The organism is Flavobacterium piscis (assembly GCF_001686925.1).
Taxonomy (GTDB): Bacteria; Bacteroidota; Bacteroidia; order Flavobacteriales; family Flavobacteriaceae; genus Flavobacterium; species Flavobacterium piscis.
Genome location: NZ_LVEN01000005.1, coordinates 59,026 through 78,980, shown reverse-complemented (window position 1 = coordinate 78,980; position 19,955 = coordinate 59,026). Strand labels below are relative to the sequence as shown.

General features: G+C 32.8%; 23 protein-coding genes and 1 pseudogene. 10 read left to right on the top strand and 14 right to left on the bottom strand.

Annotated features, from left to right (window positions below):
- Positions 1-73 precede the first annotated feature (73 nt).
- Both pepT and FLP_RS03800 read left to right on the top strand, forming a co-directional pair.
- Positions 74-1,351, top strand: coding sequence for a peptidase T (gene pepT / locus FLP_RS03805; protein ID WP_065448204.1), 1,278 nt, complete (start codon positions 74-76; stop codon positions 1,349-1,351).
- Between the two features lies 1 nt (position 1,352).
- The gene (locus tag FLP_RS03800) at positions 1,353-1,940 is read left to right on the top strand and encodes a YdeI/OmpD-associated family protein (RefSeq protein ID WP_065448203.1); all 588 of its coding nucleotides are present in this window, start codon (positions 1,353-1,355) and stop codon (positions 1,938-1,940) included.
- Between the two features lie 419 nt (positions 1,941-2,359).
- Here the strand turns inward: FLP_RS03800 and yajC are convergent, their stop codons facing one another.
- The 3 genes from yajC to FLP_RS03785 all read right to left on the bottom strand — a co-directional run bounded on the left by yajC (position 2,360) and on the right by FLP_RS03785 (position 5,035).
- Positions 2,360-2,632, bottom strand: coding sequence for a preprotein translocase subunit YajC (gene yajC / locus FLP_RS03795; protein WP_065448202.1), 273 nt, complete (start codon positions 2,630-2,632; stop codon positions 2,360-2,362).
- 125 nt (positions 2,633-2,757) lie between these two features.
- Positions 2,758-3,669, bottom strand: a complete 912-nt coding sequence (nusB, locus tag FLP_RS03790; protein ID WP_065448293.1) for a transcription antitermination factor NusB — start codon at positions 3,667-3,669, stop codon at positions 2,758-2,760.
- 256 nt (positions 3,670-3,925) lie between these two features.
- Positions 3,926-5,035 (bottom strand): Glu/Leu/Phe/Val family dehydrogenase, encoded by a 1,110-nt coding sequence (locus FLP_RS03785; RefSeq protein ID WP_065448201.1) that lies wholly within the window; start codon positions 5,033-5,035, stop codon positions 3,926-3,928.
- A 203-nt stretch (positions 5,036-5,238) separates the two neighbouring features.
- On the opposite strand from FLP_RS03785, the gene FLP_RS03780 reads away from it, so the two are divergent.
- The 4 genes from FLP_RS03780 (at position 5,239) to FLP_RS03765 (ending at position 8,992) form a co-directional block, all read left to right on the top strand.
- Positions 5,239-7,017, top strand: coding sequence for an ABC transporter ATP-binding protein (locus FLP_RS03780; protein ID WP_065448200.1), 1,779 nt, complete (start codon positions 5,239-5,241; stop codon positions 7,015-7,017).
- 68 nt (positions 7,018-7,085) lie between these two features.
- Positions 7,086-7,454 (top strand): PUR family DNA/RNA-binding protein, encoded by a 369-nt coding sequence (locus FLP_RS03775; RefSeq protein ID WP_017495419.1) that lies wholly within the window; start codon positions 7,086-7,088, stop codon positions 7,452-7,454.
- Positions 7,455-7,603: 149 nt separating this feature from the next.
- Positions 7,604-8,428, top strand: a complete 825-nt coding sequence (locus FLP_RS03770) for an alpha/beta hydrolase (protein WP_065448199.1) — start codon at positions 7,604-7,606, stop codon at positions 8,426-8,428.
- A gap of 21 nt (positions 8,429-8,449) precedes the next feature.
- Positions 8,450-8,992 carry an RBBP9/YdeN family alpha/beta hydrolase gene (locus FLP_RS03765; protein WP_065448198.1) on the top strand — a complete coding sequence of 181 codons (543 nt, stop codon included), beginning with the start codon at positions 8,450-8,452 and terminating at the stop codon, positions 8,990-8,992.
- Between the two features lie 196 nt (positions 8,993-9,188).
- Here FLP_RS03765 and FLP_RS03760 read toward each other — a convergent pair whose 3' ends face one another.
- Positions 9,189-9,524: a tRNA-binding protein gene (locus tag FLP_RS03760; protein ID WP_065448197.1), complete on the bottom strand. Its 336-nt coding sequence runs from the start codon at positions 9,522-9,524 to the stop codon at positions 9,189-9,191.
- Positions 9,525-9,659: 135 nt separating this feature from the next.
- Here FLP_RS03760 and FLP_RS03755 point away from each other — a divergent pair, with 135 nt between their 5' ends.
- The 3 genes from FLP_RS03755 (at position 9,660) to FLP_RS03745 (ending at position 12,068) form a co-directional block, all read left to right on the top strand.
- A complete protein-coding gene (locus tag FLP_RS03755) occupies positions 9,660-10,553 on the top strand; it encodes an alpha/beta fold hydrolase (RefSeq protein ID WP_083195786.1) in 894 nt (297 codons plus the stop codon).
- A gap of 130 nt (positions 10,554-10,683) precedes the next feature.
- The gene (locus FLP_RS03750; RefSeq protein WP_065448196.1) at positions 10,684-11,238 is read left to right on the top strand and encodes a thioredoxin family protein; all 555 of its coding nucleotides are present in this window, start codon (positions 10,684-10,686) and stop codon (positions 11,236-11,238) included.
- Between the two features lie 434 nt (positions 11,239-11,672).
- Entirely contained in the window at positions 11,673-12,068 is a 396-nt protein-coding gene (locus tag FLP_RS03745) for a GreA/GreB family elongation factor (protein WP_065448195.1), read from the top strand.
- 111 nt (positions 12,069-12,179) lie between these two features.
- Here FLP_RS03745 and FLP_RS03740 read toward each other — a convergent pair whose 3' ends face one another.
- From FLP_RS03740 to FLP_RS03700, 10 genes and pseudogenes are all read right to left on the bottom strand, one after another.
- On the bottom strand, positions 12,180-12,494 hold the full coding sequence (locus FLP_RS03740) for a cytochrome C (RefSeq protein WP_065448194.1): 315 nt from the start codon (positions 12,492-12,494) through the stop codon (positions 12,180-12,182).
- Between the two features lie 96 nt (positions 12,495-12,590).
- Positions 12,591-13,523, bottom strand: a complete 933-nt coding sequence (locus tag FLP_RS03735; RefSeq protein WP_065448193.1) for a peptidylprolyl isomerase — start codon at positions 13,521-13,523, stop codon at positions 12,591-12,593.
- A 59-nt stretch (positions 13,524-13,582) separates the two neighbouring features.
- Positions 13,583-14,719, bottom strand: coding sequence for an MFS transporter (locus tag FLP_RS03730; RefSeq protein WP_243397499.1), 1,137 nt, complete (start codon positions 14,717-14,719; stop codon positions 13,583-13,585).
- A 142-nt stretch (positions 14,720-14,861) separates the two neighbouring features.
- Positions 14,862-15,212 (bottom strand): cupin domain-containing protein, encoded by a 351-nt coding sequence (locus FLP_RS03725; protein WP_065448191.1) that lies wholly within the window; start codon positions 15,210-15,212, stop codon positions 14,862-14,864.
- Between the two features lie 49 nt (positions 15,213-15,261).
- Positions 15,262-16,125, bottom strand: a complete 864-nt coding sequence (locus FLP_RS03720) for a sugar phosphate isomerase/epimerase family protein (RefSeq protein ID WP_065448190.1) — start codon at positions 16,123-16,125, stop codon at positions 15,262-15,264.
- A gap of 45 nt (positions 16,126-16,170) precedes the next feature.
- Positions 16,171-16,707, bottom strand: coding sequence for an NADPH-dependent FMN reductase (locus tag FLP_RS03715; RefSeq protein WP_065448189.1), 537 nt, complete (start codon positions 16,705-16,707; stop codon positions 16,171-16,173).
- 7 nt (positions 16,708-16,714) lie between these two features.
- On the bottom strand, positions 16,715-17,620 hold the full coding sequence (locus FLP_RS03710; RefSeq protein WP_065448188.1) for a Zn-dependent protease: 906 nt from the start codon (positions 17,618-17,620) through the stop codon (positions 16,715-16,717).
- A 35-nt stretch (positions 17,621-17,655) separates the two neighbouring features.
- Positions 17,656-17,841 (bottom strand): annotated as a pseudogene (locus FLP_RS25075) (IS200/IS605 family transposase); the annotation flags it as partial.
- A 213-nt stretch (positions 17,842-18,054) separates the two neighbouring features.
- Entirely contained in the window at positions 18,055-18,510 is a 456-nt protein-coding gene (locus FLP_RS03705) for a nuclear transport factor 2 family protein (RefSeq protein WP_065448187.1), read from the bottom strand.
- Between the two features lie 117 nt (positions 18,511-18,627).
- Entirely contained in the window at positions 18,628-18,960 is a 333-nt protein-coding gene (locus tag FLP_RS03700) for a hypothetical protein (protein WP_243397498.1), read from the bottom strand.
- A 260-nt stretch (positions 18,961-19,220) separates the two neighbouring features.
- On the opposite strand from FLP_RS03700, the gene trmD reads away from it, so the two are divergent.
- Positions 19,221-19,898: a tRNA (guanosine(37)-N1)-methyltransferase TrmD gene (trmD, locus tag FLP_RS03695; RefSeq protein WP_065448186.1), complete on the top strand. Its 678-nt coding sequence runs from the start codon at positions 19,221-19,223 to the stop codon at positions 19,896-19,898.
- Positions 19,899-19,955: the final 57 nt, after the last annotated feature.

The following is a 19,955-nucleotide window of genomic DNA, read 5'->3' as shown; positions in this document are numbered from 1 at the left end:
GTTTTTTCATTTTTCATAATTTACAGCTTCACAACCCCTGATTATTTGCTTATATTTGCTAAAAATTAAAGAAATGCAACATATTATAGATCGTTTTATCAGTTACATAACTATTGATACTGAGTCAGACCCAAATTCAAATACCACTCCAAGTACAGAAAAACAATGGAATCTTGCCAATAAACTAGTTGAAGAACTAAAATCAATTGGTCTTGCAGATGTTACCATAGATGACAAAGCTTATATCATGGCAACTTTACCAAGTAATGTAGATCATGAAGTACCTACGATTGGATTTGTTTCGCATTTTGATACTTCTCCTGATTTTAGCGGAGCTAATGTAAAACCTCAAATTATAGAGAACTACGACGGAAAAGATATCATCTTAAACGCTGAGAAAAACATTGTTTTATCTCCAAATTACTTTAAAGATTTATTACAATATAAAGGACAAACAATCATCACTACTGACGGAACTACTCTATTAGGCGCCGATGATAAAGCCGGAATTACCGAGATTGTTTCGGCAATGGAATATCTAATACAGCATCCCGAAATTAAACACGGAAAAATCAGAATTGGCTTTACACCTGACGAAGAAATTGGTCGTGGCGCTCACCATTTTGATGTCGAAAAATTCGGCGCACAATGGGCTTATACCATGGATGGAAGTCAGATTGGTGAATTAGAATATGAAAATTTTAATGCTGCCGGTGCTAAAATTACTTTTAAAGGAAAAAGCGTTCACCCTGGTTATGCCAAAGGAAAAATGATCAATTCGATGTTGATTGCAAATGATTTCATCAACGAACTGCCAAAAGGAGAAACGCCACAGGAAACAAAAGGTTACGAAGGATTCTTTCACGTTCACCACATAACAGGAAGTATCGAAGAAACAGTTTTAGAATTGATTATTCGTGATCACAACAAGTTGAAATTCGAAAAAAGAAAAGATTTAATTGGAAAAATTGCCAAGAAAATCAACAAGAAATTTGCTAAACAATTTGGCGAAGATATTGTAACTGCCGAAGTTAAAGATCAGTACTACAATATGAAAGAAAAAGTACTTCCGGTAAAACACATTGTTGACATTGCCGAAAAAGCAATGAGAGAATTAGGCATCAAACCCATCATCAAACCTATTCGAGGAGGAACTGACGGATCGCAATTATCATTTATGGGATTACCTTGCCCAAATATATTTGCGGGTGGACATAACTTTCATGGAAAATACGAATATGTTCCTGCAGAAAGTATTCAGAAAGCAACTGATGTGATTGTGAAGATTGCAGAATTAACTGCAATTCCCAGTGCTTTTGATGTAACTGAAAAAACCAAAAGAAAGAGATAAATTGGAACCAACTTCCGACAAAAAACACGTTTGGGACAAAGTCAATAAATGGGAAGAAGAATTACTTTTTCTTAAATCAATTATTGACAAAACCGAACTGGTTGAAACCATAAAATGGGGCGGGCCGGTTTATGTTTTCAATAAAAAAAATGTTGTCGGAATTGGAGGTTTTAAAGAATATTTTACAATTTGGTTTTTTAATGGCATTTTTCTAAAAGATGAGAAAAAGAAACTCATTAATGCTCAGGAAGACAAGACAAAATCTTTACGTCAATGGCGATTTACTTCAAAAGAAGAAGTCAATGAAACAGAAGTTTTAGCATATATCTTAGAAGCGATAGAAAACGAAAAACAGGGAAAAATTATAAAACCTTCAAAAAAAGAAACTATTGTTTCGGAGCTTCTTGAAAAAGAAATGAGTCAGAATAAGGTTTTAGCAGAAGCATTTCAAAAATTCAGTCCTTACAAACAGTATGAGTTTTTAGAATATATTGAAACTGCTAAACAGGAAAAAACTAAGTTATCGAGAATCGAGAAAGTGATTCCGATGATATTAGAGAATATTGGGTTGAATGATAAATATCGATAAGGCTTAAAAATTCCAATATTTTAAAATTCCAAATTCCAATTGTAAGCATAAACCTTTGTCAAAATTTTAAACTTTGACAAAGGTTTTTTTATGCGCAAACTACAGTCTTTACGAGGAACAAAGCAATCACAATTAGCATATTTACAGAGCTTAACCTCAATCTTGTCATCCCGAGGAACGAGGGATCTTCGCAAGTAGCTCGACAAAGATTGGAGAGTTACTGTGTAGAGTTTATTACGAAGATCCCTCGTTCCTCGGGATTACAAAATTGGAAGAACAAACTCAGTACAAACTTTTGTCGAGTTACTTGCTTCGTTCCTCGCAAAGACACACAATGCGCTTAACTTCAAACAAAAAAAAATCCCAAACTCCATAATTGGAATTTGGGATTTTAATTTTATTGGAATTTCTAAAAATTATTAAGCTTTTTTCAAAGCAGCACTCATTTCCATAGAAATTGCTGAACGCTCGATTTTTAATTTTCCAGACATTGTTTCGATTATTGCACTTGTTTCAGCAAGCTCAACGATTTTACCGTGAAAACCACTTTTTGTAATTATTTTATCACCTACTTTTAGGCTGCTTTCAAATTCTTTTTCGTTTTTTGCTCTTTTTTGTTGTGGTCTGATCATGAAGAAATATAACACTACAAACATTAGTAAATAAGGAGCAAATTTCATTAAATCTTGCATAGTATTCAGTTTTTATTTTTGTTATTAATATTTATGTTTTCTTTGAAATTTGGCTCTTTGACTACGCTCAGAGTGACATCTCAATTGGAATTTGGAATTTTATCAGATTGGAATTTCTTTCAATCTTACATCAAACCTCTACCTACTTTAATCATCTTTTTATTAGCCGTAAGCTCTTTAACAAGGTTATCTAAAATTCCGTTGATAAAAATACTACTTTTTGGTGTAGAATACTCTTTCGCAATTTCTAAATATTCGTTAAGAGTTACTTTTACCGGAATAGATGGAAATTTCAAAAATTCGCAAATTGCCATTTTCAAAATAATAGTATCAATTTCAGCTATTCTTTCACTGTCCCAGTTTGGAGTTTTATCATCATATTCTTTGGCTAAGATTGATTCGTTTAAAACTGTTCTTCTGAATAAATCTTTAGCAAAATCTTTATCTTCAACATCTTTATACAATTTTGGCACTCTAAAATCATCAGGATCCTGAGTTTTAATTGCTTTTAATTGCTTAACGATATGTGTATTTACAACCGGAATATCATCAACCCAGGTTAATTTATCATCTTCTAAATACTCATATAATTTTTCGTTAGGAACTATTACATCTGCAAATAAATCGATTACAAATTGTCTGTCTTCTTCAAATGTATTAACTGTAGTGCTCATGTATTTTGCATACAATTCGCTGGCTTTAATATCATTTAACAGCAAAATGATATAATCATCATTCAACGACCAGTTGTTGATTTTACGATTTTCTAAAGCAATACTCAAAGAATTACTTTCGGCAAGAAGTTGGAAAATTTTGTTGTTGATGAACTTTTCGTTCGGATTACGTTCTGCAGCAGTTGCAAGATGTTTTTTACTTGATAAATGCAAGAAAACAGATTCTTTTTTGCAAATTTCAATCAATGAAGAAAGCATTATAAGATATAAGTCCTGAATGTTATCAATGCTGTAAAAAAGAAATTTTTCCTCTTTTTCCAGATTATCAGAACCGCTTTGATGCATTGCATAAATGGATTGCATTACTTTAACGCGTATGTGTCTTCTATTTACCACCTTGTAAGAACATTTAAAAATTAGTCTGCAAAAATAAGTATTTAAGACCTGATATTAAAATTAATTCGTAAAAAAGTCACAGTTTTCGGTCGCAGTTTTCACTATTATTCAAAATGTGTTGAAAAGTCGCAGTTTACAGAATAAAAAAAGTCTCAGTATTCAGTCACAGTTTACATTGCAAAACTGAGACGGAATACTGAGACTGTAAACTTTAAACTAAAAATTACTTCTTAGCGGCGTTTTCAATTTTTCTTAAATCAATACGATTTTGAGCAATTGTTAGTGCAGCTTTATGTGTTGTCATTCCGTTTTTCACAGCATAATCGATAATTTCTAAAGTAGTATTGTAGATATTTTCGGTTTTTGTCATGATTTCGGCTTTACCATAGTGCTCTAATTCAGCATACACATTGATAATTCCACCGGCATTGATCAGAAAATCAGGAGCATATAAAATACCTCTTTCCTGTAATCTTGCTCCGTGAATATTTTCATCTGCTAATTGATTGTTGGCAGCACCAGCAATTACTTTAGCTTTAATTTTATTTACTGTATCATCATTAATGATGGCTCCCATTGCACATGGCGCATAAATATCAACATCTGCAGTATATAAATCTTCACCAGTGTAAACTGTTGCGTTATATTTTGCAGCTACCTGAAATAATTTTTCTTCATTGATATCAGTAATAGTAACGATTGCTCCTTCTTTAGTTAAATATTCTACTAAAGCTTCACCAACGTGACCAATTCCCTGAACCAAAACTTTTTTCCCTTCTAAAACATCAGTACCAAACTGACTTTTAGCAGCAGCTTTCATTCCTAAATAAACACCATAAGCAGTTATTGGAGAAGGATTTCCTGAACCACCTCTTTCTTCAGAGATACCTGTAACATAAGGCGTTACATCTCTTACAGTGTCCATATCCTTAGTTTCCATTCCAACATCTTCTGCTGTAATATATCTTCCGCCCAAAGAGTGTACAAACTCTCCAAACTTGCGCATTAATTCTGGTGTTTTTTGCGTTTTAGCATCACCAATAATTACTGCTTTACCTCCACCAATGTTTAATCCTGTGATGGCAGATTTATATGTCATACCTCTTGAAAGACGCAAAACATCGTTTAATGCTTCCCATTCAGTATTATAGTTCCACATTCTGGTTCCTCCTAAAGCTGGCCCCATAACTGAATTATGAATACCAATAATTGCTTTTAAACCTGTATCTTTGTCATTGCAAAAAACAATTTGTTCGTGATCATCAAAAGACAGTTGACCAAAAACAGGATCCATTTTTTGAAGTTCCTTTCCAGTTGCGAAAGTTGCATCCATAGCGCTAGTATTTATTAGATTAAATTATGAATTTGTCAAAAAGACTTCTCAAATTTATATAAAAAATACAATTGTGCTAATTTTTTATCTTTAAAATAACAATATAACAATCGTTTTGTTTTGATTAAATTATACTTTCCGTTAATTTTAATTCATAAAATTTTATAAAATCAACACAATTCAACATTGAATCTCTTAAAAAAATGAAAGAATTAAGCTATTTAAACAAATATTTCATAAAATATAAATATAGTTTCTCTTTAGGAATTTTAATCACCATAATCGCACAAATATTCTCTTTATTTACTCCTAAGCTTATTAGTAAATCTTTAAACGCTATCGAAAAGTTTGATAAGCTGCCAGAAACTGATCAGACATCGCAAGTAATTATTGACTCCTATCGCGATGGATTAATTCATAACGTACTGCTAATCATCGCCACTACGATTGTTGCGGGTTTTTTAACTTTTTTAATGCGCCAGACTTTGATCGTAATGTCACGTCATATTGAGTTTGATTTAAAAAATGAGGTTTTCAGACAGTACGAGAATCTTTCGCAGAACTTTTACAAACAAAACCGTACGGGAGATTTAATGAATCGTATTAGCGAAGATGTTTCAAAAGTGCGTATGTACGTTGGTCCGGCCGTAATGTACACCATCAATACCTTTATACGTTTTGCCATTGTTATTATATATATGTATAATGTTTCGCCATTATTGACCTTATATACTATTTTGCCTTTACCGATTCTTTCTTACTGTATTTTTAAATTAAGTTCTGAAATCAATAAACGAAGCACGACTTTTCAGCAATATTTATCGAAAGTATCGAGTTTCTCTCAGGAAATTTTTTCCGGAATTAGAGTTATTAAAGCAAACTCATTAGAAAATCAGCATCAGAATAATATGGTGGCTCTTGCCGATGAAAGCAAAAAAAAGAGTTTAGATTTAGCTAAAGTGCAATCACTATTTGGGCCTTTAATGATTGCCTTAATCGGGATTAGTAATCTGGTGGTGATTTATTTTGGAGGTGTTATGTACATCAACGGAACGATCCCTAACATTGGTACGATCGCTGAGTTTATTTTATATGTAAATATGCTGACCTGGCCCGTTGCTTCGTTAGGATGGGTTTCATCAATGGTTCAGGAAGCAGAAGCTTCTCAGAAACGTTTGAATGAGTTTTTGAAACTTGAACCGGAAATTAAAAATAAAAACGAAAACCATTCTGACATTCAAGGCTCTATCTCTTTTGAAGATGTAAATTACACTTATGAAGATACCAATATCGAAGCTTTGAAAAATGTAACATTTACAGTAAAAAAAGGAGAAACACTGGCTATTTTAGGAAAAACTGGTTCCGGAAAATCGACTATTTTATCCCTGATTTCGCGTTTATATGATGTTACCGATGGAAAAATTACCATTGATCAGCAAGAAATAAGCACTTTAAACCTAAATGATTTAAGAAACAATATCGGAATTGTGCCTCAGGATGCATTTCTGTTCTCTGATACTATTAAGAACAATATCAAATTTGGTAATCAAAACGCTACAGACGAAGAAGTAATTGAAGCTGCCAAAAATGCTGTAGTTCACGATAATATTGCCGCTTTCAACAAACAATACGACACTATTTTAGGAGAAAGAGGTATCACACTTTCGGGCGGACAAAAGCAGCGTGTATCTATAGCACGTGCTATTATTAAAAACCCGGCAATACTCCTTTTTGACGATTGTTTATCGGCAGTGGACACCGAAACCGAAGAAACAATTTTGAATAATTTATTCGAAATCTGTAAAGATAAAACTACAATAATTGTAAGCCACAGAGTATCCTCTGCAAAGAATGCAGATAAGATAATCATTTTAGAAGACGGAAGGATCATCCAACAAGGCTCTCATAATCAATTAATAAATCAGGAAGGATATTATGCATCGTTATATTTAAAACAACTTTCGGAAAAAGAATTACTTTAAATGTTGCGTAATAGATAATTTTTTATGATTTTTGAGTACTATTAATTCCAAAAATGATAGAACGTATTATGAGAGAAAATGACATGTTAGAAAAAGAAGAGATTTTTTCTAAAGTATTACGAGCAGGAAGAAGAACTTATTTCTTTGATGTGAGAGCTACTAAAGCTGATGATTATTATATCACTATTACAGAAAGCAAAAAATTTACCGAAGAAGATGGCTCTTTTCATTTTAAAAAACACAAAATTTACTTGTACAAAGAAGATTTTAGTGCTTTCGCTGAAATACTAGAAGAAATGACTTCATATGTCTTGAACCACAAAGGCGAAGAAGTAATTTCTGAGAGACACCAAAAAGATTTTAAAAAAGAATATGGTTCTGATAAACCTGAAGGACAAAGAACCAGTTTTACCGATATTGATTTTGACGATATTTAGTCGAAAATAACTTTTTAAAAAGTACGAGTCCAATATGTTCTGCATTTTGGACTTTTTTTATATATTAATTTATTATTTTAAAGTTTAGATTTTTAGATTTTAGACTTTCAAACTGATTAAAAACTCAACAACAATTCAATATTTTTAAAATGAAAAAATTAATCCTTTTACTTACTTTCTTCTTTATCTATACGACTTCTTTCTCACAGAAATTAGAATACGAAACGAAATCAAACATTCAATATTATAATGCAGCTGTCAATAAATCTGATAGTTATATAAATGAAAGATGCGTCCTGGATATTTATTATCCTAAAAACACAAAAAATTTCGCAACAATTGTCTGGTTTCATGGTGGAGGATTAACCGGCGGAAGCAAAGAGATTCCGGAAGCCTTAAAAAATAAAGGTTTCGCCATTATTGGAGTAAACTATAGACTATCACCAAAGGCAAAAGCAGCAAAAGCTATAGATGATGCCGCGGCAGCTGTCGCTTGGGCATTTAATAATATTGCCAGTTATGGCGGAGATACTTCTTTGATTTTTGTTTCAGGACATTCTGCAGGAGGTTATTTAGCTTCGATGATTGGTTTAAACAAAGAATATTTAAAGAAGGAAGGAATCGATGCCAATAAGATTGCAGGATTAATTCCGTTTAGCGGGCAATGTATTACCCATTTTGAAATTAGGAGAGAAAATGGAATTCCGGAAACCACTCCTACTATAGATACTTATGCACCTTTATTCTTTGTGCGTGCTGATGCTCCGCCGCTTTTATTAATTACCGGAGATCGCGAATTAGAGATGTTGGGCCGATATGAAGAAAACGCTTATATGGCCAGAATGATGAAACTGGTTGGCCACAAACAAACTAAACTTTATGAACTCGACGGTTACGGACACGGAATGACAGAACCTGCATTTCCATTACTTATTAATGAAATCAACCGAATTATAAAAGAAAAGAAAAAATAATCACTAAATAAATCCACGGCAATGGAAACGCAATTATTAATATTACCCGGACTCGGAAATTCCGGCGAAAAACACTGGCAGACTTTTTGGCATAAAAAATTTGAAAATTCTATACGCTTAGTTCAGGACAATTGGGACGAACCTATTCGAGAAGAATGGCTCGAAAGATTAAACGAAGAAGTTTCAAAACTAGATAAACCAACTGTTTTAGTAGCGCATAGTTTAGCTGTTTCTTTAGTTTTACATTGGGCAAAAGAAAATAGCAATTCTAATATTGTTGGGGCTTTTTTAGTGGCTCCTGCGGATGTTGATTCACCTCAGCACACTCCTGACATTATTCGTAATTTTTCACCAATGCCTATTTATAAATTGCCTTTTCCTTCTATTCTTGTGGCAAGTGAAAATGATCCTTATGCTTCTTTCGAAAGAAAACAATATTTTGCTGAAAAGTGGGGAAGTGAATTTGTAAACGTTGGACAAAAAGGGCACATCAATTCTGAGTCTGATTTAAAATATTGGGAAGAAGGTCAGTTGATATTGCAAAAGTTAATAGATAAAATTTAGTTTTCAGTCTCAGTTTTCAGTCTCAGTTTGAGCAGAATTTAACCGCAAAGTTCGCAAGGTTTTTTATCATAAAGCATTTTATAAAAACTCAAAAGTTCGCAAAGCTTTGTATAAAACTTTGCGAACCTTGCGTAAAACCTTTGCGAACTTTGCGGTTAATTCCGGTTCAGACTGTAAACTGAGACTGTAAACCAATCTACCCAATCCTAAGCCCATTTTGTATTTTAAAATCAGGAGCCAGTAAAATTACATCTCCCTCCTCTCCTACAGCACCAAGAACCAAACATTCGCTCATAAATTTCCCAATTTGTTTTCTTGGGAAGTTTACAACAGCTACAATCTGTCGGTTGACTAAATCTTCTTTTTGGTAGCGTTTGGTAATTTGTGCTGATGATTTTCGAATACCAATTTCAGCACCAAAATCGATTGTGAGCTGATAAGCCGGTTTTCTTGCTTCAGGAAAATCATTTACTTCTATAATTGTTCCGACACGCATATCGGTTCTTTCAAATTCACTCCAGGTTAAATCCATTTTTATATTTTTGAGTATACAGTATTACAAACCTATTAATTTTGTAATTATTACTACTAATTCTATAACCGTTTTTTTTAGTACTACTGCTAATTTCACTTAACACTTATTAAGCTCAAACTAAAAAAATATATGATGGAAAAAACCCTCCTTAACGCCGACCAATCTCTAAGAGATTTTGATTTTGATATTCAGGAACTAAATACAGACAAATACATTGAAACTGCTAAAAATGTACGTTTATATGTAAAGGATTATGGAAAAGGAAAACCTGTAATTTTAATTCACGGCTGGCCACTTTCTAATGAAATGTGGGAATATCAGATTGATTTTTTAGTTCAGAACAATTACAGAGTTATTGCTTATGATCGCAGAGGATTTGGTAAATCATCTCAACCTTATGATGGTTATGATTACGATACGTTAACTGATGATTTAAAAGAAATTATCGAGCAGCTTAAATTAGAAAATGCAACTCTTATAGGTTTCTCAATGGGCGGAGGTGAAGTAGTTCGTTATTTTAGCCGTTATGGCGGAAAAGGAGTTACAAAAGCAGCTTTAATCTCTTCGGTAGTTCCGTTTTTATTACAAACAAGTGATAATCCTGATGGGCATCCAAAAGAAAAAAGCGAAACTACAGCAAGTGCCATCAAAGAAGACAGAATTGGTTTTGTAGATAATTTTGGAAAAACTTTCTTTGGAATCAACATTATCAACAAACCTTTAAGCACACCATTATTAGAATACTACAGAACATTGTGTTCCTTTGCTTCTCCTCGTGCCACTCTAAAATGTGCTGAATCTTTTTCGTATACTGATTTTAGAGAAGAATTGGATTTTATTAAAGTTCCAACTTTAATTATTCACGGTGATGATGACAAAATTGTTCCAATTGAGCTAACATCAAAAAAAGCAGCCAAAGCCATTCGTGAAAACACTTATATTGTTTATGAAGGCGCACCACACGGATTATTTTACACAGATAAAGATAAATTAAATAATGATTTACTGAACTTTTTGAATTCGTAAATCAGCATTGATAGTCAAAGAATATCCAAAGAACTTTTATAAAATCTTCTTTGGATATTTTTTTTTGTTTCCATGCTCTTTCTTTTACAGAATATTAAGGTTATTTTTGAATAACTAATTTTTGTATAAAATGGCACGAACTCCTTCGAATATGTTACCACTAGGCACCATTGCTCCGGGATTTATATTAAAAGATACTAATTCTAATAATCAATATTCATTTGAAGATTTAAAAGGATCAAAGGGAACATTAGTCATTTTTATTTGTAACCACTGTCCGTTTGTACTTCATGTCATCAACGAAATCGTGATGATTGCCAATGATTATCGCGTACAAGGACTTGGTGTTGTAGCTATTTCCAGTAACGATGTTGAAAAATATCCTCAGGATTCGCCTGAATTAATGACTGAGTTTGCTTTTCAGAATAAAATAGATTTTCCTTATTTATATGATGAAAGTCAAGAAGTTGCTAAAGCTTTTGATGCTGCATGCACTCCTGATTTCTATTTATTCGACGATCAGAACAAATTGTTTTACCGTGGCCAGCTGGATGATTCAAGACCCGGAAACGGAATCCCGTTAAGCGGAACTGACCTTCGAAGCGCTGTTGATGCTCTCATTTATAACAGAAGCTTAAAAGAACCACAAAAGCCAAGTATTGGATGCAATATTAAATGGAAATAAAACAATTATAGCTATTTCAAAAAGTTTCCCTATCTTTACAGATCAAAATTAATTATTCTCATTGTGAGCACTATAAATATATTTACGGCCTTAACATTGCTGTTTTCTTTAAGGAGAAAACCGCTTGCTGCTGTATTTATTAGTCATAGTAAGGCCTTTATTAATTAGGCCTCCGTCTATTTCAAATTTCTTCTTTCAGGCGGAGGATTTATACCACGATTTAATCATTTATTTTATTTGAAAGAGTAAATACTCTCTCAAGTAATTTTTTGGTTCTTTCAATCAAAAATTTCCAAAACATCATTCTTTTAAAATTTCGATTTGCATTACGCATTTTGAAATAAAAATTATGCATTTATAAGCCTGCAGAAGAAATTAAACAAAACTCTGAAATTCAAAATAAATTAATAATAATAATAAAATAAAACATAGTTATGAAACCAACACCCACTTTCTGCAAAACAGATTATCACTTTTTAAGAGAATTGATCTCAAAAAGTAAAAATTCAACAAATGCTAAAGAAGCGAATCAGCTTTCGCAAGAATTAGACCGAGCGGTAATTAGCAAAGAAAGCGAACTGGACAACTCGATTGTAAGAATCAATTCTTATGTCACTATCGAAGATGTAAAAGCAAATAAACAAATGAAAATTCAGATCGTTTTGCCCTCATATGCAGATTTAAAACAAAGTAAAATTTCGATACTCGCACCTTTAAGTGTTGCTATTATTGGATTTAAAGAAAATGACGAAGTTGATTGGGAATTGCCGGCTGGAATAAAAACATTAAAAATAGTTGCAGTTAATAATATCGCCGAAGAAAACGCTTAATTTTTTTAAACACCTCACTCGTGAAGGTGTTTTTTTTATGTTCTATCTTAAATAAAAAAACTATCCAATAAATAATTTACTGAGTTTTATTAATCTACAATTATAAACTTCTTACAATTGAGAGCTTATATAATTTGAAATCGAAGCTATCTGAGTATCATCTAACTTCGCTTTTTTCTGCATCCTTGTCAAAATAGGTTTCCACTCTTCTTTACTAAATTGCTTTGCGTCATATAATTTATGACATCTTGCACAACTATTCTCGTACAGGTTTTTGCCTGCTTCTAATTCTGGAGTTAATGCTACGGCTTTTGTAGTATCAAATACCAGCGCAGGTTCTGTCGTTGCAACTGGAGCTGTCTTCTGAGTTCCGCATGAAGCTAAAAGTAACGTTACAGCTGCAAGGATTAAGATTTTTAATTTCATTGTTTATCTATATTTTTAAGTAAATATAAAAAAATCCCATACGCCGAAGCCTATGGGATAATTATTTAAAACAATACTAAATTGTATGTTGTTTTCTTATTTTACGTCCATTAATTCAACGTCAAAAATTAAAGTAGCGTTTGGTGGAATAACTCCTCCTGCACCTGCAGCACCGTAAGCTAAATCAGACGGGATTACAAAACGAGCTTTATCACCAACTTGTAGTAAAGCGATACCTTCGTCCCATCCTTCGATAACCTGACCCTGACCTAATCTAAATTCGATTGGTTTTTTACGTGGATAAGATGAATCAAAAACTTTTCCGTTTTCTAAAGATCCTTCGTAATGAACTGCAACAGTTTTTCCTGCTTCAGCTTTTTTACCTTCACCTTTATTAATCATTTTATAACGTAAACCGCTATCTGTTTTATCAAATCCGGCAGCCAATTGCTCCATTTTTGCTTCAGATTCTGCTTTTAAAGCTGCATCTCTTTTTAGACGAGCACCTTTTAAACCTACAAAAGCTTCAATAGCATTAAATTTTTCAGCTTCTTCTCCAACTCTGATGATTTCAACACTTTCTAATGCATCACCTTGAGCTACAGCATCAACGATATCCTGTCCTTCGATAACATGACCAAAAACAGTATGTTTTCCGTCTAACCAAGAAGTTGGAACGTGAGTGATGTAAAATTGAGAACCATTACTTGCAGGTCCTGAATTTGCCATTGCCAAAACTCCAGGACGATCGTGTTTTAAACTTGGGTGAAATTCATCATCAAATTTATATCCAGGATCACCAGTTCCAGTTCCTTTTGGGCAACCACCCTGAATCATAAAATCAGGAATTACTCTGTGAAAAGTTAATCCGTCATAGAACTTTTGCCCTTGAAGTTTTACTTTATTTTCCATATTTCCTTCTGCAAGAGCTACAAAATTCCCTACAGTTCCCGGTGTTAAATCGTGAGTTAGTTTTACTAAAATCGAACCTTTACTAGTGTTGAATTTAGCGTATATTCCGTTTTCCATGTTGTTATTTTTAATTTAAATGCAAATTTACAAATTAATTTTATATCAATTTGTGCTTTCTATCTTTTAGACTTTGATTTATAAGTAAGACCGTAAACTGTAAATGCCAAAGCTGATAAACCAACACACCCAATAGTTACGGCATGCCATCCGCCCAATTTCCATAATAATAATCCGTAAGCTGATCCGGCTGCTGTTCCTAAAAAGCTAAACGACATAAAAACAGTGTTTAATCTGTTTCTGGCTTCGGGAAGCAATGAATACACTCTGGTTTGGTTTGAAATGTGAACTCCCTGGATTCCTATGTCGATAAAAACGATTCCAATCGCGATTCCGATAACACTTTCTATTGAAAAATAAAAAATCAAAAAGCTAATTAAAATCAATAAACAACCGTAACCTACAGCTACTCTCGAACCTCCTTTATCTCCCATTTTCCCTACTAAAGGTGCTGCTAAAGCTCCTGAAGCACCTACAATTCCGAATAAACCAATTGTAGCACTATTAAAACCAAAAGGTTCTCCCGAAAGCAATAAAACCATTGTAGTCCAGAAAGCTCCAAACTGAGCAAAGCTAAAAACATTAATCATCGTGGCTTCACGCAAAACAGGCTCTGTTTTTATAAGTGTAAAAAGAGATTTAATTAATTGACCGTAAGTTCCCTGAAACTGAGGTTTATTAACGGGAAATTTATTCTGAATTACAAAAAAGATCAAAAGACAAATTCCTGATGCGATATAAAACATCGATCTCCACCCCAAAACCTGACCAATAAATCCGCTTAAAGTTCTCGACAATAAAATCCCTACAAGTAATCCGCTCATGATGGTTCCTACGACTTTGCCTCGTTGTTCGGGCGCACTTAATGATGCAGCCAAAGGCAAAATAAGTTGTGGTACGATCGAAGTGATTCCGATTAATAAAGAAGCTACTTGTAAAAGAAAGAAACTTTTTGCCGTAGCAGCAAGAATTAAAGCAATTACAGAAGCAAAAGTGGTAATTAGAATTTGTTTTTTTCGCTCCAGTTTATCTCCCAGCGGAACCATAAAAAACAATCCGATAGCATAACCGGCCTGAGTAAGATATGTTATTGTTCCTGCACTGGCTTCAGGAATTTTAAATTCGTTGGCAATTAATACAATTAAAGGTTGGCAGTAATACAGATTTGCAACTATAAGTCCAGTGCAAGCTGCCATAAATAAGACATTCGTTTTGGATAAATTCATTTTGCAAAAATACCAATCTAATCTTTATCAAAACTTTAAAAAATCTATAAATTTTTCAAACCTTGAAATAAATCAGAAGATTATTCCCGAGAAAATATTGATTTTTAAAACCTTATGACTGCATAAAATCTTCACGAATTGGACTAAAAACATCTGTTAAAAGTCCGCTTTCCAAACAAACTACTCCATGAATTGCATGAGGCGGAATATAAAAACTATCACCTTCTTTTAAGGTTTGCGTAACTCCATTGATTGTTACATCAAATTTTCCGCTTGAAACATAAGTAACTTGTGTATGATAATGTTCGTGTAAAGTACCAATTCCTCCTTTTTCGAAATGAACATTTACCAGCATTACTCTGTCATCATAGGCCAGGATTTTACGTTTTATTCCTTCGCCCACTACTTCCCACTCTATTTCATCTCCTTTTATAAACTCTTTACTTGTTCCAAAACTTTGCATGTCTTTCTAATTTTATTCCTACAAAAATACATTTTTAAATTATTTCAACCTAAATCAATTCTTTTAAAATAAAATCACAGCTGGTTTTAATCGCTTCAAAAGCATTTGGCTTATAATTATTCTCTTGTTCTACAAAAAAATGTTTCATTCCGGATTGTTTTACCTCTTTAAAAATAGTTTTAAAGTCAATAGATCCTGAACCTATTTCTGTATTTAAATCAGGATTTACTTTATCCATATCTTTTACATGCCATAATTTAAAACGCCCCGGATTTTCTCTGAATAATTTAATGGGATCATTTCCTGAGCGAACCACCCAATATAAATCCAATTCAAAATAAACTAAATTACGATCTGTTTCCTTCAATAAAATTTCATACCCCGTAATTCCGTTGTGTTTCTTAAATTCAAAATCATGATTATGGTACGCTAATTTTAAACCTGCAGCTGCGCACATTTTTCCGGCTTCATTTAAACGAACAGCAATCTTATGAAAATCATTCCTAAAAGGTTCATCAACCCAGGGAACGGTTAAATATTCGTTTTTTAAAATTTGAGCCGCTTCAATCGCAGCTTTAACTTCTTCTAAATTTCCATCATACAAAAAGCTTCCTAAATTATAATGTCCGCTTGGAGCTTTCAAATTATTTGCATCTAAGATTTTTTTAACCTCAATTGGAGATAATCCCCAAAATTGATCTTTTATAGAAAAACCATACGTTTCGACTGTTTTATATCCCGCTTTTGCGACTTTCTCTAAAGTTGATTTTACATCTTTTGGAAGTTCATCACGCAGGGTATATAATTGCAAACCTATTTCTTTTTTATCCATAGTAAAGGCTAATGATGGTAAGGCCAAAACTGTTGCTGCAGCCAGACTTGTGTTTATTATAAAGTTTCTTCTTGTGATCATTTTGTTTAAAAAGATGAAAAGTAAAACTAATCAATTAATTGATTGTTAAGATACTGAAAATTGTTTTTCGTAATGATGGATAAAATTTTGCAGCGCCGCTCTGGTTTCTACATTTGTAATTTCTCCCTTTTCATTAATTTTTCCCCGAACGCCAGATATTAATAATTGTGTCTCCTCTTTTAAATTAGCTTCCAGCGTTTTCATTATTAAAATCAGTTGCTCGTGTCCCATTTCTCCGGAAGCCGAAGCGGTAATTAAACCTGTTCTTTTATTTGAAAACAGAGTAGTAGAAACACACCATTCTAAAGCATTTTTTAAACTTCCCGGCAAACTGAAAACATATTCCGGAGTACAAATGATAACTCCATCAGCGTTATCTATTTTATTTCTAAAAGAAATAACTTCCTGCGGAGGAGTTTCGGAATCTAAATCGGGATTAAAATGAGGAAGTTTATCTATATTTTCGAATATTTCAACCTCAAATAAATCTTTAATTTGTTCTGAAATGAACTTCAAAATTTTGTAATTGCTTGAGTTATTTCGGGTGCTGCCTGTTATCGCAACTATTTTTATCTTTTTCATTTCTAATTTATCGAATAACTTCAAGATCTTTTTTCATTAAACCAAATTCGTCTGTTAAGTTATTCTTTTTAAAATATTTTTCTAAATCAGTTAATCTCTTTTCATTATCATATGCTATACAGGAATTCAGTTTTCTTTGGCAAACAGAGCATAACCTGATCGAATGCCTGTCGGTTTCTTCCATACTATTGGTACCATTCATGACACAGTTGGCATTTATACAATGATGAAGACCAAACATATGCCCTATTTCGTGGGAACTTATTTTAAGCAATCTCGATAAACAAAGATTAAAATTTTCAGCAGTTAATTCGCCATCCTGCAGTCTGTAAATGGAGCTCACACCTACTTTATCATGATAAGATGCCAAACCAAAAACATAATTCCATTCTGGTTTAGGGTACAAATCCAGTTCTGAAAGCCCCATTAAAGCAATCCTGTTCAAAGGTTTTTCTTCTTTTAAAACATCATTTAAAAGGTAACCAGCCAATAACTGTTCATGACCATAAACTGTTCTCCTGGCAGAATTTGGCACTATATCATTCGAAATTGGGTCTAACGTTTTTGCCCTTAATTGAAAGTAAATTTCCAAATATTCGTTGAGCAACTGAATCTGTTTCTTTTGTAAAGAATTAAAATTCCCGATAGGCCGTATGTAAATAATATTCGCCTCTTTTGTTGGAACAATATGTTTAGATCTGAAATATTGCTCAAAAGTTTGTCCTTTTTCTTTGCGGGAATACAACCAATCGCCATAAACCGGTTCTCCCAACTTAACGTCATTACTTTTGATTTGTTTAAAATAAGACGCTTCTTTTGGAATTTCTTTTGGGATCTCTTTTCTAGTTTCTTTTACTTTTTCTTTATTACAGGAACATAATGATATAAGAAGGAAGAGGATTAGTTTTTTCATTTATGTTTGGTGCGTTTATTTTTTAAAAACCAATTTTAAATTAATTCTTTAAAAATAAACTTTTCCTCATAATCCACTTCAAATTTTTCCAGAAAGTCAAGATATTCTTCTCTAAAAGTTTTCTTTTTATGCTGTACTTCCTGATTTTCTATATAATTGATTACAGCATTTAATTGTGATTTGCTATATGAAAAAGCTCCATAACCTTCCTGCCACTCAAAATAAATTATACCTTAAACACAATCCCTTTGTGATCTTAGAGCAAAGCGTAATTCACAAAACTTTGCGTACTTTGCGTAATTCTTTGTGAACTTTGCGGTAAAATTTTCTTTGTCGAGTTACTTATGGGCTTCGACTTCGCTCAGCCTGACAAGATTGCGTTAAAAAAGCTTAACTTAATGACATTAGGAACTATACAACATTACAATTCTAATCTACTCCTCACCTTCCTCAAAATTATCGAAATAAGTAAAATCTTTGGTAATTAATCCGTTTTCAATTGTAAATATGGTACAAATAGGCAATTCGAATTTTGAATTATCAGGCGCCGTTCCCGTCGAAATAAACTCTACAATAATATGATTTTCTCCCGATGGATAAATTTGAACGACTTTATCATGCAAATCAGGAAACACTTTATTCAATTCTGCATATTTACTTTGTATTTCCTGGCGTGTTTGTTTTACAATTCCCTGCCCTAAAGAAGGATCTTTAAAATCAGCAGTTTCGGAATACATTTCTGCCATCTTTTTCCAGTCATGATTATTAAAATACTCAAAATACTGTTTGACTAATTTCTCGTTTTTTGAAGTATCCATTGGTTTTGATTGGTTTTTATTATTGCAGGAAATAATTATAAAAACTACAATAAGGATTATTACTTTTTTCATCACGTACTTTTTCTTAAATCAATACAAATCAACTTATAATGATTTAAATATAGATAAAAAAAATAGAGATTGCATTAATAAAACTGCAATCTCTAAAATAAATAAAATTATACGTGATTATTTCACAGCTATTTCCTGAGGCGTATGTTGTTGTTTATCCTTTTTATAAGAATAAATTTTTCCTTCCTTATTTACATACACATAAGTGTAATTCCAATGATTTGGACCTGCTATTCTTGAACCTTCCTGATTATTAACGTTCGCATAAACTTGTTCTCCGTAAATAAGGATTTCTCCCTGTTCAGCATTATCTATGCTCCTAATTGGCGTTCCCCAACTTTTTATCAGATTTTTTTTAGATTGGCCAACCCACTTGTCATTCGCGTTTTTTGAGGACGAACAGGAATGCAAAATTAAAATTGTAAGTAACAGAAGTAGCTTTCGTATCATAATAATTATTTTTAGGTAAATGATTTACAGTATAATATTAGACGAAAAGAGGCATGCTAAAATTACACAAAAAAACTTTCTTCTTACATAATCACTATACATTTAACTGTTTAACAAATTGTTAAGCCATATTTTACACTATTTTTAAAATAGATTTACCTTTTTCTGTCGCGTTTGCAGAAATCTCATTTTTCAAATCTTTAAAATTCCCAAAAATTAACTTTGTATCTTTGCCGCCTAGAACTATTTGAAGAAAAAAAATGCGAATTGATATTATAACGATTTTGCCTGAATTATTAAGAAGTCCGTTTGAGGCTTCGATTATGAAACGTGCCATAGACAAAGGTTTGGTCGAAGTACACTTTCATAATTTGCGTGACTATACTACGAACAAACAAAAAAGTGTCGATGATTATCCGTTTGGAGGAGGCGCCGGAATGGTAATGACAGTTCAGCCAATTGATGCCTGCATTACACATTTAAAAAGCGAACGTGAATACGACGAAATCATATATATGTCACCTGACGGTGAAACGCTGAACCAGAAAATGGCCAATACGATGTCTATGTATGAAAACATTATCATTTTATGCGGACATTATAAAGGTGTAGATCAGCGTGTACGTGATCATTTTATTACCAAAGAAATTTCGATTGGTGATTACGTTTTATCTGGTGGAGAATTAGGTGCCCTGGTTTTATCTGATGCTTTAATAAGATTAATTCCTGGTGTTTTAAGCGATGAAACTTCGGCATTGACAGATAGTTTTCAGGATAATTTACTTTCAGGACCTATTTATACAAGACCGGCAGATTATAAAGGATGGAAAGTTCCTGAGGTTTTAACCAGCGGTCATTTTGCCAAAATTGACAAATGGCGTGAAGATATGGCGTACGAACATACGAAGAACAGAAGACCGGATTTGCTTCAGGAATAGTTTTCAGTCGCAGTCTCAGTTTTCAGTGAATTTGATTGCAGCTAATACTGAGACTGC

Coding starts and splice junctions, on each gene's coding strand:
- FLP_RS03715 (WP_065448189.1), bottom strand. CDS start 16,707: ATGAAAAAGATAAAAATAGTTGCGATAACAGGCAGCACCCGAAATAAC.
- FLP_RS03735 (WP_065448193.1), bottom strand. CDS start 13,523: ATGGAAAACGGAATATACGCTAAATTCAACACTAGTAAAGGTTCGATT.
- FLP_RS03720 (WP_065448190.1), bottom strand. CDS start 16,125: ATGATCACAAGAAGAAACTTTATAATAAACACAAGTCTGGCTGCAGCA.
- FLP_RS03755 (WP_083195786.1), top strand. CDS start 9,660: ATGGAAAAAACCCTCCTTAACGCCGACCAATCTCTAAGAGATTTTGAT.
- FLP_RS03765 (WP_065448198.1), top strand. CDS start 8,450: ATGGAAACGCAATTATTAATATTACCCGGACTCGGAAATTCCGGCGAA.
- FLP_RS03760 (WP_065448197.1), bottom strand. CDS start 9,524: ATGGATTTAACCTGGAGTGAATTTGAAAGAACCGATATGCGTGTCGGA.
- FLP_RS03705 (WP_065448187.1), bottom strand. CDS start 18,510: ATGAAAAAAGTAATAATCCTTATTGTAGTTTTTATAATTATTTCCTGC.
- pepT (WP_065448204.1), top strand. CDS start 74: ATGCAACATATTATAGATCGTTTTATCAGTTACATAACTATTGATACT.
- FLP_RS03725 (WP_065448191.1), bottom strand. CDS start 15,212: ATGCAAAGTTTTGGAACAAGTAAAGAGTTTATAAAAGGAGATGAAATA.
- FLP_RS03750 (WP_065448196.1), top strand. CDS start 10,684: ATGGCACGAACTCCTTCGAATATGTTACCACTAGGCACCATTGCTCCG.
- FLP_RS03700 (WP_243397498.1), bottom strand. CDS start 18,960: ATGATACGAAAGCTACTTCTGTTACTTACAATTTTAATTTTGCATTCC.
- FLP_RS03785 (WP_065448201.1), bottom strand. CDS start 5,035: ATGGATGCAACTTTCGCAACTGGAAAGGAACTTCAAAAAATGGATCCT.
- FLP_RS03745 (WP_065448195.1), top strand. CDS start 11,673: ATGAAACCAACACCCACTTTCTGCAAAACAGATTATCACTTTTTAAGA.
- nusB (WP_065448293.1), bottom strand. CDS start 3,669: ATGCAATCCATTTATGCAATGCATCAAAGCGGTTCTGATAATCTGGAA.
- yajC (WP_065448202.1), bottom strand. CDS start 2,632: ATGCAAGATTTAATGAAATTTGCTCCTTATTTACTAATGTTTGTAGTG.
- trmD (WP_065448186.1), top strand. CDS start 19,221: ATGCGAATTGATATTATAACGATTTTGCCTGAATTATTAAGAAGTCCG.
- FLP_RS03770 (WP_065448199.1), top strand. CDS start 7,604: ATGAAAAAATTAATCCTTTTACTTACTTTCTTCTTTATCTATACGACT.
- FLP_RS03780 (WP_065448200.1), top strand. CDS start 5,239: ATGAAAGAATTAAGCTATTTAAACAAATATTTCATAAAATATAAATAT.
- FLP_RS03710 (WP_065448188.1), bottom strand. CDS start 17,620: ATGAAAAAACTAATCCTCTTCCTTCTTATATCATTATGTTCCTGTAAT.
- FLP_RS03740 (WP_065448194.1), bottom strand. CDS start 12,494: ATGAAATTAAAAATCTTAATCCTTGCAGCTGTAACGTTACTTTTAGCT.
- FLP_RS03730 (WP_243397499.1), bottom strand. CDS start 14,719: ATGGCAGCTTGCACTGGACTTATAGTTGCAAATCTGTATTACTGCCAA.
- FLP_RS03775 (WP_017495419.1), top strand. CDS start 7,086: ATGAGAGAAAATGACATGTTAGAAAAAGAAGAGATTTTTTCTAAAGTA.